The 12,272-nt window shown below is 66.3% G+C and carries 16 protein-coding genes; 14 read left to right on the forward strand and 2 right to left on the reverse strand.

Going from position 1 to position 12,272, the window contains the following annotated elements:
* Nucleotides 1-41 precede the first annotated feature (41 nt).
* The gene (locus HDC29_RS11940) at nucleotides 42-551 is read right to left on the reverse strand and encodes a flagella basal body P-ring formation protein FlgA (protein WP_179497816.1); all 510 of its coding nucleotides are present in this window, start codon (nucleotides 549-551) and stop codon (nucleotides 42-44) included.
* Nucleotides 552-891: 340 nt separating this feature from the next.
* Here HDC29_RS11940 and HDC29_RS11945 point away from each other — a divergent pair, with 340 nt between their 5' ends.
* The 14 genes from HDC29_RS11945 to HDC29_RS12010 all read left to right on the forward strand — a co-directional run bounded on the left by HDC29_RS11945 (nucleotide 892) and on the right by HDC29_RS12010 (nucleotide 11,683).
* The gene (locus HDC29_RS11945) at nucleotides 892-1,233 is read left to right on the forward strand and encodes a flagellar basal body protein (RefSeq protein WP_179498870.1); all 342 of its coding nucleotides are present in this window, start codon (nucleotides 892-894) and stop codon (nucleotides 1,231-1,233) included.
* Nucleotides 1,230-1,640: a flagellar basal body rod protein FlgC gene (flgC, locus tag HDC29_RS11950; RefSeq protein ID WP_037512556.1), complete on the forward strand. Its 411-nt coding sequence runs from the start codon at nucleotides 1,230-1,232 to the stop codon at nucleotides 1,638-1,640. Before HDC29_RS11945 ends, flgC begins: the two co-directional genes overlap by 4 nt.
* A 1-nt stretch (nucleotide 1,641) precedes the next feature.
* On the forward strand, nucleotides 1,642-1,941 hold the full coding sequence (locus HDC29_RS11955; protein ID WP_179497818.1) for a flagellar hook assembly protein FlgD: 300 nt from the start codon (nucleotides 1,642-1,644) through the stop codon (nucleotides 1,939-1,941).
* 4 nt (nucleotides 1,942-1,945) lie between these two features.
* The gene (locus tag HDC29_RS11960; RefSeq protein ID WP_179497820.1) at nucleotides 1,946-2,773 is read left to right on the forward strand and encodes a flagellar hook-basal body complex protein; all 828 of its coding nucleotides are present in this window, start codon (nucleotides 1,946-1,948) and stop codon (nucleotides 2,771-2,773) included.
* Nucleotides 2,774-2,808: 35 nt separating this feature from the next.
* Nucleotides 2,809-3,552 carry a flagellar basal-body rod protein FlgF gene (gene flgF / locus HDC29_RS11965; RefSeq protein ID WP_179497822.1) on the forward strand — a complete coding sequence of 248 codons (744 nt, stop codon included), beginning with the start codon at nucleotides 2,809-2,811 and terminating at the stop codon, nucleotides 3,550-3,552.
* A gap of 12 nt (nucleotides 3,553-3,564) precedes the next feature.
* Complete coding sequence (gene flgG / locus HDC29_RS11970) at nucleotides 3,565-4,350, forward strand: flagellar basal-body rod protein FlgG (protein ID WP_179497824.1); 786 nt, start codon at nucleotides 3,565-3,567, stop codon at nucleotides 4,348-4,350.
* A complete protein-coding gene (locus HDC29_RS11975; protein ID WP_179497826.1) occupies nucleotides 4,331-4,990 on the forward strand; it encodes a flagellar basal body L-ring protein FlgH in 660 nt (219 codons plus the stop codon). Before flgG ends, HDC29_RS11975 begins: the two co-directional genes overlap by 20 nt.
* A gap of 14 nt (nucleotides 4,991-5,004) precedes the next feature.
* The gene (locus HDC29_RS11980; RefSeq protein ID WP_179497828.1) at nucleotides 5,005-6,114 is read left to right on the forward strand and encodes a flagellar basal body P-ring protein FlgI; all 1,110 of its coding nucleotides are present in this window, start codon (nucleotides 5,005-5,007) and stop codon (nucleotides 6,112-6,114) included.
* Nucleotides 6,111-6,431, forward strand: a complete 321-nt coding sequence (locus HDC29_RS11985) for a rod-binding protein (RefSeq protein ID WP_179497830.1) — start codon at nucleotides 6,111-6,113, stop codon at nucleotides 6,429-6,431. Before HDC29_RS11980 ends, HDC29_RS11985 begins: the two co-directional genes overlap by 4 nt.
* Entirely contained in the window at nucleotides 6,428-7,753 is a 1,326-nt protein-coding gene (flgK, locus tag HDC29_RS11990) for a flagellar hook-associated protein FlgK (protein ID WP_179497832.1), read from the forward strand. Before HDC29_RS11985 ends, flgK begins: the two co-directional genes overlap by 4 nt.
* Nucleotides 7,754-7,768: 15 nt before the next feature.
* Nucleotides 7,769-8,599: a flagellin gene (locus HDC29_RS11995; RefSeq protein ID WP_179497834.1), complete on the forward strand. Its 831-nt coding sequence runs from the start codon at nucleotides 7,769-7,771 to the stop codon at nucleotides 8,597-8,599.
* A gap of 102 nt (nucleotides 8,600-8,701) precedes the next feature.
* Nucleotides 8,702-9,565, forward strand: coding sequence for a flagellar motor stator protein MotA (gene motA / locus HDC29_RS12000; protein WP_179497836.1), 864 nt, complete (start codon nucleotides 8,702-8,704; stop codon nucleotides 9,563-9,565).
* A complete protein-coding gene (locus HDC29_RS12005) occupies nucleotides 9,565-10,428 on the forward strand; it encodes a flagellar motor protein MotB (RefSeq protein ID WP_179497837.1) in 864 nt (287 codons plus the stop codon). Before motA ends, HDC29_RS12005 begins: the two co-directional genes overlap by 1 nt.
* A 181-nt stretch (nucleotides 10,429-10,609) precedes the next feature.
* On the forward strand, nucleotides 10,610-11,683 hold the full coding sequence (locus HDC29_RS12010; protein ID WP_179497839.1) for a sigma-54-dependent Fis family transcriptional regulator: 1,074 nt from the start codon (nucleotides 10,610-10,612) through the stop codon (nucleotides 11,681-11,683).
* Between the two features lie 188 nt (nucleotides 11,684-11,871).
* Here the strand turns inward: HDC29_RS12010 and fliS are convergent, their stop codons facing one another.
* On the reverse strand, nucleotides 11,872-12,261 hold the full coding sequence (gene fliS, locus HDC29_RS12015; protein WP_136172969.1) for a flagellar export chaperone FliS: 390 nt from the start codon (nucleotides 12,259-12,261) through the stop codon (nucleotides 11,872-11,874).
* Nucleotides 12,262-12,272 lie beyond the last annotated feature (11 nt).

A 12,272-nucleotide genomic window follows, 5' to 3' on the forward strand; every position in this document is an offset into this window, starting at 1 on the left:
GCCGACAGCCCGGGCCCGGTGGATGGGTAAGCAGGCGAAAATCAGTCTTGCAGCACCGCGCGTCCGGGGCCTGTGACGGTGGCGCTGAGCGACGACCGGGTGTCGTTGCCCTTGAGCGCGATCGTTTCGCCGACGCGCCCGTCCTCGGCGGCGATCGCGGCATAGCTGATCGAATAGCTGTCGGTGTCGATCGTCACGCGAACATTGTCGCCGCGGCGGATCACCGGGGCGCTTGCCGCGGGACGGGCATAGTTTGCCGCCGCGGGGGCCGCGCCGGCGGGGCCCGTCATCGGGACGCGCAGGCGCCAGCCGAGCGGGGCGCAGCGCACCGCGAGCGTGCGCGCGTCGATGGCGGTGATCGACGCCTGTTCGGGACAGCGCGCAAGCTTGATGCGGCGGTCGATCGGGGTCGCGGTGCGACCCAGGGCGCTGGCGATCGTTGCGGTCAGCGCATCGATCGATTGCCAGTCCTCGGTTGCCTGCTGGGCCCCGGCGATATGCGGGACGACGGTGGCGCAGGCGGCGAGGCCGGCGAGAATTTTGCGGGACAAGGTCGATCTCCTTCGATCCGATAGGCTCGCCCGATATTGTGCAGGAAGCGTGCCAGTCACGGTTTGACGCGCGGTTCCGCCGGACGCGACCGCGCGTCGTCAGATTTTTGACGAGCCGCTCGGCGTCGTTTGCATGATCTTATATAAATAGCTGAAATAATGAGAAAAATCATGTTTGGCACGGCCATTGCATTATGCCTTGGTGTTTTTCCGCGCGTCCGTGCCAGCCGGCCGGACCCCGGCGAACGGCTCCGACGCCGGAGGGCGGCAACCGAAGGCCTGCCGCTGGATGGCGGGATTGGAAGGCCCGCCGCCGGATGGCGGAAATGGAAGGAATGTGATGATGGCATCCGAGAAACTCTTTGGCCTGCATGCGACGGCACTCCAGCTTCGCAGCCAGCGCATGATGATGCTCGCGTCGAACATCGCGAATGCCGCGACGCCGGGTTACAAGGCGCGCGATCTCGACTTCGCCAAGGCGCTGGACCTCGCGCAGCAAGGTGCCTCGACCGAAAGCGCGGAGTCGTACCGGGTGCCCGTCCAGGCGTCGCTTGACGGCAATACCGTCGAGATGGCGACCGAGCAGACCGCCTATGCCGAAAACGCGCTCGCCTATCGTTCGAGCCTCGCTTTCCTCAGCGGCCGCATCAACACGCTGTCGCGCGCGCTGAAGGGCGAATGACGATGAACGGCAATTTCTCCGTCTTCGACATCAGCGGTCGCGCCATGTCGGCGCAGCTCGTCCGGCTGAACACCACCGCCTCGAACCTCGCCAACGCGGGGACGGTCGCGGGCAGCGAAGCGGGCGCCTTCCGCTCGCTGAAGCCCGTCTTTCGCACTGTGATGGACGACCATGGCCGCGCGACGGTGCAGATCGACCAGGTCACGACCTCGAAAATGGCGCCTTCGAAGCGCCACGATCCGTCGAACCCGCTCGCCGACGCCGACGGCAACGTCTGGGAAGCCGCGGTCGATAGCGCCGCCGAGCTCGTCGAGATGGTCGAGACCGCGCGCCAGTATCAGAACAATGTCCAGGTCCTCGAAACCGCGAAGGGCCTGATCAACGAAACCCTCAGGATGGGACAGTAAGATGGGCGTCTACAGCATCACGAACAACAATCCGGTGATCCAGCCGAAAGGCAGCAGTCAGCAGATGGACCAGAGCGATTTCCTTCGCCTGATGACCGCGCAGCTGTCGCAGCAGGATCCTTTCAACCCCGTCGATAACACCGAGATGGTCGCGCAGATGGCGCAATTCTCGAGCCTCGCGGGGATCAGCGAAACCAACACGGTGCTCGCGCAGATTTCGGAGCAGCTCGCCGCGCAGACGCAGCTGCTTCAGGACATCAAGGCCGCAACGCCCTCGACCCCCACCACCCAGGAAGGATAAGTCCATGTCATTCTTTACCTCGCTTTCGGGCCTCAAGGCCTCGCAAACCGACATGTCGGTCATCTCGAACAATATCGCCAACGCGGGCTCGGTCGGCTTCAAGCGCAGCAAGGCGCAGTTCGGCGACATTTTCGCTTCGTCGCCGACGCAGTCGACGAAGACGATCGCGGGCCAGGGCACGCGCCTCAATGGCATCACCCAGCAGTTCACGCAGGGATCGTACGAAGCGAGCGAAAAGACGCTCGACATGGCGATCGTCGGCGAGGGCATGTTCATCGTGAAGGGCAATCCCCCGACCGAGGCGATCACCTATACGCGCAACGGTTCGTTCGAACCGACGCCCGATGGCTATGTCATCGACACGACGGGCGCAAAGCTCCAGCTCCTGCCCGTTGACGCCAACGGCAACGTCACCAACAACACGCTCGCCGGCGCCTATGACCTGCAACTGCCCACGGGCGCGCCGTCCGATCCGACCTCGTCGCTGGTCAATGTGTCGATCGGCCTCGACGGCCTCGTCACGGCGACCTTCGCCAATGGCGAGGACCAGATGCTCGGCAAGGTCGCGATGGCAACCTTCCCGACGATGTCGGGCCTGCGCCCGACCGGCGACGCGCACTGGCAGTCGACGGGCGAAAGCGGCGCGCCGACGATCGACGGTCCGACCAGCGGCTCGATGGGCGCGGTTCGTTCGGGGGCGCTCGAACGGTCGAACGTCGATATCACCGAGGAACTGGTGATGCTGATGTCGGCGCAACGCAATTTCCAGGCCAATGCCAAAGCGATCGAGGGCGCGTCGCAGCTGACCCAGACGATCATCGGCATGCGCTGACGCAGCCCTGACCGCCGCCTGCCGGGAGTATCCAGATGGACCGCCTCATCTATACCAGCCTTACCGCGATGCGGGGCAGCATGTCCCGGCAGACGGCGATCGCCAACAATCTGGCGAACGCGCAGACGCCCGGCTTCCGCGCCGATATGGCCAATGCCCAGTCGTTGTGGCTCGACGGCAGCGGGCTCGACGCGCGCGCGATGTCGTCGGAAGAAGTGCTCGGCGCCGACATGCGCGCCGGCACCGTCACCCAGACGGGCCGCGACCTCGACATCGCGATGCAGGGCGACGCTTTGCTGGTCGTGCAGGCGAAGGATGGCGAAGAAGCTTATACGCGGCGCGGCGACCTGCAGGTCGCGCCGAGCGGGCTCTTGACCACCGGGGACGGCAATCCCGTCCAGGGCACGCAGGGCCCGGTGACGATCCCGCCCGCCGACGCGATCACCATCGACCAGGAAGGTCGTGTGTGGATCGTGCCGCAGGGAGGCGACGCCGAGAATCCGCAGGAAGTCGACCGGCTGCGGCTCGCGACGCCGGCGGGGTCGGAGATCGCCAAGGGGCTCGACGGCCTGTTCCGCGTGAAGGGCGGCGGCATCCTGCCCGACGATCCCGAAGCGCGCCTCCTCACCCGCTCGATCGAAGGATCGAACGTCACCGCCACCAGCGCGCTCGTCGAGATGATCGAGGCGAGCCGCAGCTGGGACACGCAATTGAAGATGATCGGCGACGTGCGCGACATGGACAGCGCGACCGCCAATCTGATGCAGCTCCCCCGTTAAGGAGAATTTGAAATGAGTATCGGTGCCTTGCACGTCGCGCGGACCGGTCTGGATGCCCAGGGCTTCCGGATGCAGGTGATCGCCAACAACCTCGCCAACGTCAACACGACGGGTTTCAAGCGCGACCGCGCGAGCTTCGAGACGCTGAGTTATCAGATGATGACGCAGGCGGGCGCGCAATCGACCGCCGAAAACCGCTATGCGACAGGGCTCAACCTCGGCACCGGCGTCGCCTTGAACGGCACCGCGCGCATCGATACGCAGGGCAGCTTCCAGACGACGGGCAACGGCCTCGACGTCGCGATCGACGGCGCCGGCTATTTCCAGGTCGAAATGCCCGACGGGCGTATCGGCTATACCCGCGCCGGCAATTTCGGCCGCTCGCCCGACGGGACGATCGTGACCTCGGACGGGAAGCCGCTGACCCCCGCGATCCAGATCCCCGAAGACGCGAGCAATGTGACGATCGGACTCGACGGCACCGTGTCGGCGACCGCCGCCGACGGCACCGCGCTCGAGCTCGGCCGGATGGAGATCGCGCGCTTTGCCAACCCGGCGGGGCTGCAGGCGATCGGCGGCAACATGCTCGTCGAGACGCAGGCCTCGGGCGCCCCGCTCGTCGGCGGTGCGGGCGAGGAAGGTCGCGGATCCTTGCGCGGCGGCATGCTCGAGGGATCGAATGTCAATGTGGTCGAGGAACTCGTCGACATGATCGAGACGCAGCGCGCTTATGAGGTCAATTCGAAGATGATTTCGGCCACCGACGAGATGATGAAAAATGCGTCGCAGACTCTCTAGGCTGGCGCTGCTGGCCCTCGCGCTTGCGCCCATGGGGGCGCAGGCGAAGGACAAGCTGCCGCCCGACGCCTTTGCGGTGTCGATGCCGCTGCCCCCGCCGCCGCCGCCCGCGAACGGCTCGATCTTTCAAGGCGCCTATGTGCCGCTCACCTCGGGCGGGCGCGCGGGCGCCATCGGCGACATCATCACGATCCAGCTCGTCGAGCGCACCGCCGCGACAAAGAGCAACGCCGCGGGTACGCAGCGCGACGGCGATATCGGCCTCAGCCCGCCGACCACCGGTCCGCTGTCGCTTTTCAACCCCAGCGATATCGCGATGGGGGGCGGCCAGCAGTTCAAGGGCAAGGGTGAGGCGTCGCAGTCGAACGCGCTGTCGGGCGAGGTCAGCGTGACTGTCGCCGCCGTCTATCCCAACGGCACGATGCTCGTGAAGGGCGAGAAATTCCTGACGCTCAATCGCGGCGACGAGCGCGTCCAGATTTCGGGGATCGTGCGCGCGATCGACATCAGCCCCGACAACCGCATCCTGTCGACGCGCGTCGCCAATGCGAACATCCGCTACGTCGGCAAGGGCGAGATCGCCCGCGCCAGCCGGCAAGGCTGGCTGCAGCGCTTCTTCTCGATCATCAGCCCCTTCTAACCGAGGAATTTGAAGTGACCCAGCGTCCGACCCTGTTCACCTTTCTTGCGCTTCTGTTCGCGAGCCTCGCCTTCGCGGCGCCCGCGCACGCCGAGCGCATCAAGGATATGGGCCAGTTCCAGGGCCTGCGTGCGAACCAGCTGACGGGCTATGGCCTGGTCGTCGGGCTCGCGGGCACGGGCGACGACAGCCTCGATTATTCGACGCTGGGCATGCGCGGCGCGGTATCGCGCTTCGGCCTGACCTTGCCCCCGGGCGTGAACCCGGCGCTCAAAAACGCTGCGGCCGTGATGATCACCGCCGAGCTGCCGCCCTTCGCCAAGCCCGGCCAGCGCCTCGACGTCACCGTGTCGGCGATCGGCAAGGCGAAAAGCCTGCGCGGCGGCACGCTCGTGCTCGCGCCGCTCTATGGCGCCGATGGACAGATTTACGCGATGGTGCAGGGCAATCTGGTGATCGGCGGGCTCGGCGTCGATGCCGCCGACGGGTCGAAGCTGACGGTCAATGTGCCGTCGAGCGGGCGCATCGCGGGCGGTGCGACGGTCGAACGCGCAGTCGACACCGGCTTCGCCTCGGCGAGCTACCTCACCTTCAACCTGCATCAGTTCGACGCGACCAATGCCAAGCGCGTCACCGACGCGATCAACGCCGCGATCCCCGGCACCGCGTCGATGATCGACGGCGCCAGCATCGCGATCCGCGCCGGCGGAAACGGGGACGACCGGATGCGGCTGATGTCGCAGATCGAGAATCTGGGCGTCACGCGCTCGGAGCCGCCGGCGAAGGTGATCGTCAACGCGCGCACGGGCACGGTAGTGATCAACGGCGCGGTCCGCGTCGGCACCGCAGCGGTCAGCCACGGCAAGCTCACCGTCTCGATCAAGGAAGCGCCGATGGTCGTCCAGCCGGCGCCGTTCAGCCGCGGTCAGACCGCGATCGAACCGTCGAGCGAAATCGAGGTGTCCGAAGACTATCGCCCGGCCTTCCTGATGCAACCCAATGCCTCGCTTTCCGAGCTGGTCGATTCGATCAACCGGCTGGGCGTTCCTCCCGGCGACCTCGTCGCCATCCTCGAGGCGCTGAGCCAGGCCGGCGCGCTCACTGCGGAACTGGTGATCATATGACGAGCCCCATTTCTTCCGTTTCGGCGACGCCGACCCCTGCGGCTGCGGCGGGCGGCGACGGCGGGCTGCGCAAGGCGGCCGAGGCGTTCGAGGCCGTGATCCTGCGCCAGCTGATGGCGTCGATGCGCCAGGCGAAGCTCGGCGACGATATCCTCGGATCGAGCGCGACCGACAATTTCCGCGAAATGGCCGACGCGCGCACCGCCGACAGCCTCGCCGCGATGCGCCAGTTCGGCATCGCCGACATGGTCGAACGCCAGTTCCGCGGCCTCGCCGGCGGCGCGGCGGCCGGCGGTTCCGGGGGAGGCGTGCAATGAGCGACCTGCTCGGCATCGGCTATAGCGGGCTCAAGGCCTATTCACGCGCGCTTTCGACGATCGGCGACAATATCGCCAATGCCCAGACGCCCGGTTACGCGCGGCGCCGGCTTGAGATGATGGAAGCCGTCGGCGGCGGCAATTCGATCTTCTATCGCGGCAACACCAACCCGGGGGGCGTCGATATCCGCGGCCTCGACCGTTCGGTCGACGCGTGGCTGATCGAGGATTCGCGCATCACCTCGGGCGATTCGGGGCGCGCGGCGACGAAGCTCAGCTGGCTCGACAAGGTCGAAGCGGCATTGAGCGACGAGACGAACGGCATCAAGACCGGCCTCACCAACCTCTATACGACCGCCGACCAGCTCACCTCGGACCCCTCGAACCGGACGCTGCGCGCGCAGTTCCTGCAGTCGGTCGACGATATCGCATCGGGCTTTCGCACCGCCGCGGACCAGCTCGACAAGATGGGCGAGGGGATCGAGGGCGCCGCCGCGAGCGAGGTCGATACGTTCAACGCGAACCTCGATGCGCTCGAACAGATCAATATCGGGTTGCGCAAGGCGCGCCCCGGCTCGACGAACGAGGCGAGCCTGCTCGACGAGCGCGACCGGCTGCTCGACAAATTGTCGTCGCAGGCGGGCGTCAGCGCGAGTTTCGACAATAATGGCGCGGTGACGCTCCGCGCCGCGGGATCGGGCGACCTGCTCGTCGGCGGCGGCGTGGTGAACCCGATTTCGGTGACCGCCGCGCCGGACGGGCGGTTGTCGTACAGCGTCGGGGGGGGGGCGCTCGCGATCTCGACCGGCTCGCTCGCGGGGCTGGCGGAGGGCGCCAATCACGTCGCCGACCAGCGCACCGCGCTCGATACGATGGCGACCGATTTCGCGGCCCAGCTCAACGCCGCGCACCAGGCGGGCACCGATGCCGACGGCAATCCGGGCCAGCCGCTCTTCACGGGCACCAGCGCGGCGACGCTCACCGCCGCTGCACTGACCCCCGATCAGGTGGCCGTCGCCGACGCGTCGGGCAGCAACGGCAATATGCTGGCGTTCGGCACGATGCGCGGGGCGGACGATCCCGAGGCGCGCTGGTCGGGCCATATGGCGACGCAGGCGCAGACGGTCGCGTCGGCGCGCGCGCAGGATGCCGCTGCGGCGACGCGCGCCGACGCGTCGGCCGCCGCGCGCGACGGGGTCAGCCAGGTCGATCTCGACACCGAGGCGGCCGAATTGCTGCGTTTCCAGCAGGCCTATTCGGCGGCCGCGCGCACGATCCAGGTCGCGCGCGAAACGATGCAAACGCTCCTGAGCTCGCTCTAAGGGAAGGTCGAAACCATGATCAATGCCGTGGGCAACCGCATGACGCGCGAAATCGCGCGCCAACAGAAGCTCGCCGACGCGCTCGAGCGGACGCAGATCCAGATCTCGGGCGGCAAGAAGCTGCTGCGCATGTCCGACGACCCGGTCGCGGCGCGGCGCATCGCGACGATCGGCACGACACAGGCGAGCATGACCGCCTGGTCGGCCAACGTCAATTCGGCCTCGGCGCTCGTGTCGCAAGCCGACGGGGTGATGAAATCGGTGAGCGACCTGATGTCGCGCGCGCGCGAACTGACGCTCGCCGCCGCGAGCGATACGGCGAACCCTGCCGACCGCGCCACCATCGCCGCCGAACTCGGGACGATCGCCGATGAGCTCGACGCGCTCGCGGCAACCCGCGATTCGAACGGCGAGCCGGTATTCGCCACCGGCCCCGCGCGCGTGATGCGCTTCGATTCGGACGTCACCTTCGCGCCCGTCCCGTCGGCGGCCGATGTTTTCGTCGTCGGCGGCAACAGCCTGTCGACGGGCATCCGCGACGCCGCCGCGGCGGTCGCGGCGAATGACAAGACGGCGATGAACGCGTCGCTCGACGCGCTCGCGACCGCGATCAGCCACGTCGCCGACGAACATGCCAAGATCGGCCTGTCGGGCGGCCGCCTCGAACGCATCGGCGACAGCCTCGCGTCGCGCGGGATCACGCTCAAGGACGAACGCTCGGTGGTCGAGGATACCAACCTCGAAGAGGCGATCGCCCAGCTTCACGCCCAAGACCTGACGTTGCAGGCCGCGCAGGCGGCCTTCGCCAAGATCAACCGGCAGACCTTGTTCGATATTTTGACCTGACGGCCCTCAATCTTGCGGCGCCGCTGCCGTTAAACATCAAGACGTCCCTGAGTTCGCGGGGGCCGGCCTCGACAGCCGGATCCCCAATGGAGTTGCGCACACATGTTTCCCGTTGTCGGCATCGTCGTCTTGATCCTGCTGGTTTTCGGGGGCTTCGCGCTGACCGGCGGCAATCTTGGCCCCGTCATGCACGCGCTGCCGCACGAAATGCTGATCATCGGCGGCGCGGCGCTCGGCTCGCTGATCATCGGCAATTCGGGCGCCGATCTGAAGGCGCTGGCCGGCGGGCTCGGCAAGGTGTTCAAGGGGCCGCAGTACAAGAAGCAGGATTATCTCGACTGCATCCTGCTCGTCTCGTCGCTGATGAAGATGATGCGTACCGAGGGTCCGGTCGCGGTTGAACCGCATATCGAGGATCCAAAGAATTCGACGATCTTCCAGCAATATCCCAAGCTCTTGAAGGACGACACGCTCGTCCACTTGATCTGCGACACGCTGCGCCTGGTGGTGGTGTCCTCGGGGACGCTCGACCCGCACGCGGTCGAGGAGGTGATGGACAATGCGCTGAAAAGCCACCACCACCATAGCCTCAAACCCGCCGAAGGCTTGCAGAGCCTCGCCGACGCGCTCCCGGCGCTTGGTATCGTCGCCGCAGTGCTCGGCGTCGTGAAGACGATGGGCTCGATCGACAAGCCGCCCGAAATCCTCGGCGCGATGATCGGCTCGGCGTTGGTCGGAACCTTCCTCGGCGTTCTGCTCGCATATGGCCTCGTCGGCCCGTTCGCGACGCGCGCCAAGACGGTGATCGAAAGCGACGGCGCCATCTATCACACGGTAAAGCAACTGATCATCGCCTCGCTCCACGGCCACCCGCAGCCGCTGGTGATCGAGGCGGCGCGCTCGGGCGTCGACCATCATAACCAGCCGAGCTTCGCCGAGGTATTTGATGGAATGCGGGGTCGCTGATGGCGGCGCGTCCGAACACCCCGCCGCGGCCGGTCATCGTCAAGAAGGTGATCCAGCAAGCGCATGGCGGCCATCACGGCGGCGCGTGGAAGGTCGCCTATGCCGACTTCGTCACCGCGATGATGGCCTTCTTCCTGCTCATGTGGCTGCTCGGCGCGACGAACGAGAAGCAGCGCAAGGCGCTCGCCGACTATTTCGCGCCGACGATCGTGCAGACGCAAACCGATACCGCGGGATCGACCGGCCTGTTCGGGGGCGACTCGCTGGTGTCGGTCGACCGCTATCCGCATGGCGCGGCGCAAACCGGCACGCGCGCGATGACGATCCCGCGCGACGCGGTCGGCGGGCCGCGCGAGGCGTCGGGCCGCGAGCGCGAAGCCGAATCGAAGAAATTCAACCTGCTCGCCCAGTCGCTGAAAGACCGGATCCAGAGTCGGGCCGAACTCAGACGCCTTGCGCGGAACCTGCGCTTCACCGAAACGATGGAAGGGTTGCGGATCGACATCGTCGACGACGCCGATGTCTCGATGTTCGCGATCGGCACCAGCCAGCTCACGCCCGCCGGCGCCAAACTGTTCGCGGAGGTCGCGGCGACGATCGCCGAGGTGCCCAACCAGGTCATGGTCCGCGGGCACACCGATGCCGCGCCATGGTCGGCGAAGGCGGGGACGAACAATTGGCGACTATCGGTCGATCGCGCCGAAGTGACGCGCCATTATATGGAATTCCGCGGCATCGCGTCGGAGCGTTTCGCGCGAATCGAGGGAGTCGCCGATCGCGAGCCCTATGTCCCCTCCGACCGATTCGATCCGCGCAATCGCCGCATCTCGATCACCCTCGGTTGGCGCGGGTTCGATAATTAGTGCCAGTTTGGCAACATATCGGAGGTAGTTAACGCATTTGCGCCACAGATACTTCCAATCTGGCAATATCACTTAATTTTGAAGGACTTAGCGAAGGCGCGATAAGCTTTTGTTTACCAGTTTCGTCAATTCCTGAGTCCATCGAAGGGGGCACCGAGCGGGCGGTGCGGTGGAGACCAAAATGACACTGGGGCTTAATAACAATGCAGCGCTCGAAGCGCTGATCATCGGGTCGAGCCCGGCGGTTTGCCGGCTGCGCGAGATGATCCGGCGCGTGGCGCGCTCGAATGCGTCGGTGATGCTTTGCGGCCCGTCGGGCTCGGGCAAGGAACTGGTCGCCCGCGCGATCCACGACGAAGGCGCCCGTGCGGGCAAGGCCTTTTCGGCGATCAATTGCGGCGCGATCCCCGGCGAACTTATCGAATCCGAATTGTTCGGGCATGAAAAGGGCAGCTTCACCGGCGCCCATGCCCGCCGCATCGGCCATTTCGAAGCGAGCGAGGGCGGTACGCTCTTCCTCGACGAAATCGGCGACATGCGTTTCGACATGCAGGTGAAACTGCTCCGCGTGCTCGAAGACCGAACGATCGTCCGCGTCGGCAGCAGCGAGGTAAAGGCTGTCGATGTCCGCGTCATTTCGGCTACCCACCAGGATCTCGGCGCCGCGATCGCCGATGGCAAATTCCGCGAAGACCTGTTCTTCCGGCTCGGCGTGGTTGTGCTCCAGGTCCCCAGCCTGGCCAGCCGCGTCGAGGATATCCCGGCGCTCGTCCGCCACTTTCAGCGCCGGATGCCGGCCGATGCCAAATGCCGATATGACGACGCCGCGATGGCGCTGCTCATGCAGCACGGGTGGCCGGGCAATGTGCGCGAACTCCGGAATTTCGTCGAACGCGCCAGCGTTCTCCATGGCGGCGAGACGCTCGGTGCCGACGATGTCGCGATGCTTTTGAACCCCACCGCAGCGCTTGCGCCGCGGTACGCTGTCCCTGGCAGCGTTGCCGCGGTGCAGGCCAGCGCGGACGATTTTGCCGCAGCGCCTTTCGCCGTGGCCGCCCCGCAGGCCAAGACGCCGGCTCCGGGCCGTCCGATCGACCTGAAGCGCGAGATCGAAACCATCGAACTCGAACAGATCCACGTCGCGCTCGACCTTGCCGACGGCATCATTTCGGAAGCCGCGCGCCTTTTGACGCTGAAGCGCACGACGCTGATCGAAAAGATGCGCAAATATGGCGTCCACCAGCAGGCTGCCTGACAGCGCTTGCGATACAAGTTTCAGCACCCGCTGAAAAAGGGGGCTCTGGTCCGCTCCCGCACCACCCGGCCGTCCGTCCCCACCTCGGGCGGCCGGGTACCCAGCGGGCTCGCTTGATAAACGGCATCGGCCCGCTCCTTCCTGCGAAGGGCGGGCCGTTTGTCATTCGGCGATCATCGCGGCGGGCGTCAGCGGAGCTGCCGCCAGGCGGCGCTGATCGTGAGGATACCTTCGAGCAGTTCGGAAAGTCCTTCGGCGCTGTTTGCCGCGACGGCATCGTCGAGCTTGCGGCGCATGCTGCGATAGACGCGCGATAGCGCCGTCGCGACGTCGCCGCCCTTGTCGCGGTCGAGATTGACGTCGAGACCGATCAGGATCGCGCGTGCGCGGTGCGCGGGTTCAGTGGCCGAAATGCGCTGCCCCTGCCGCACCATGGCGGCGAGGACGCCGACAGCGGTTTCGAGCTCGTCATAAAGCATCGTCACCAGCTCGACGGGGTCGGCGGCGGCGGCGCGGCTTTCATTCTGCAATCGGCGATAAAGCCCGGTCGCCCGGACGGTCGAGGCGGTAGCGGTCACGGCGGCGGTCC

Origin of the sequence: Sphingopyxis sp. JAI108 (assembly GCF_013410105.1) — a bacterium.
Classification (GTDB): Bacteria; Pseudomonadota; Alphaproteobacteria; order Sphingomonadales; family Sphingomonadaceae; genus Sphingopyxis; species Sphingopyxis chilensis.

What these genes read in the sequence shown, in the direction of transcription:
- HDC29_RS11945 (WP_179498870.1), top strand. Translation starts at nt 892, where the DNA reads ATGATGGCATCCGAGAAACTCTTTGGCCTGCATGCGACGGCACTCCAG.
- flgC (WP_037512556.1), top strand. Translation starts at nt 1,230, where the DNA reads ATGACGATGAACGGCAATTTCTCCGTCTTCGACATCAGCGGTCGCGCC.
- HDC29_RS11955 (WP_179497818.1), top strand. Translation starts at nt 1,642, where the DNA reads ATGGGCGTCTACAGCATCACGAACAACAATCCGGTGATCCAGCCGAAA.
- HDC29_RS11960 (WP_179497820.1), top strand. Translation starts at nt 1,946, where the DNA reads ATGTCATTCTTTACCTCGCTTTCGGGCCTCAAGGCCTCGCAAACCGAC.
- flgF (WP_179497822.1), top strand. Translation starts at nt 2,809, where the DNA reads ATGGACCGCCTCATCTATACCAGCCTTACCGCGATGCGGGGCAGCATG.
- flgG (WP_179497824.1), top strand. Translation starts at nt 3,565, where the DNA reads ATGAGTATCGGTGCCTTGCACGTCGCGCGGACCGGTCTGGATGCCCAG.
- HDC29_RS11975 (WP_179497826.1), top strand. Translation starts at nt 4,331, where the DNA reads ATGCGTCGCAGACTCTCTAGGCTGGCGCTGCTGGCCCTCGCGCTTGCG.
- HDC29_RS11985 (WP_179497830.1), top strand. Translation starts at nt 6,111, where the DNA reads ATGACGAGCCCCATTTCTTCCGTTTCGGCGACGCCGACCCCTGCGGCT.
- flgK (WP_179497832.1), top strand. Translation starts at nt 6,428, where the DNA reads ATGAGCGACCTGCTCGGCATCGGCTATAGCGGGCTCAAGGCCTATTCA.
- HDC29_RS11995 (WP_179497834.1), top strand. Translation starts at nt 7,769, where the DNA reads ATGATCAATGCCGTGGGCAACCGCATGACGCGCGAAATCGCGCGCCAA.
- motA (WP_179497836.1), top strand. Translation starts at nt 8,702, where the DNA reads ATGTTTCCCGTTGTCGGCATCGTCGTCTTGATCCTGCTGGTTTTCGGG.
- HDC29_RS12005 (WP_179497837.1), top strand. Translation starts at nt 9,565, where the DNA reads ATGGCGGCGCGTCCGAACACCCCGCCGCGGCCGGTCATCGTCAAGAAG.
- HDC29_RS12010 (WP_179497839.1), top strand. Translation starts at nt 10,610, where the DNA reads ATGACACTGGGGCTTAATAACAATGCAGCGCTCGAAGCGCTGATCATC.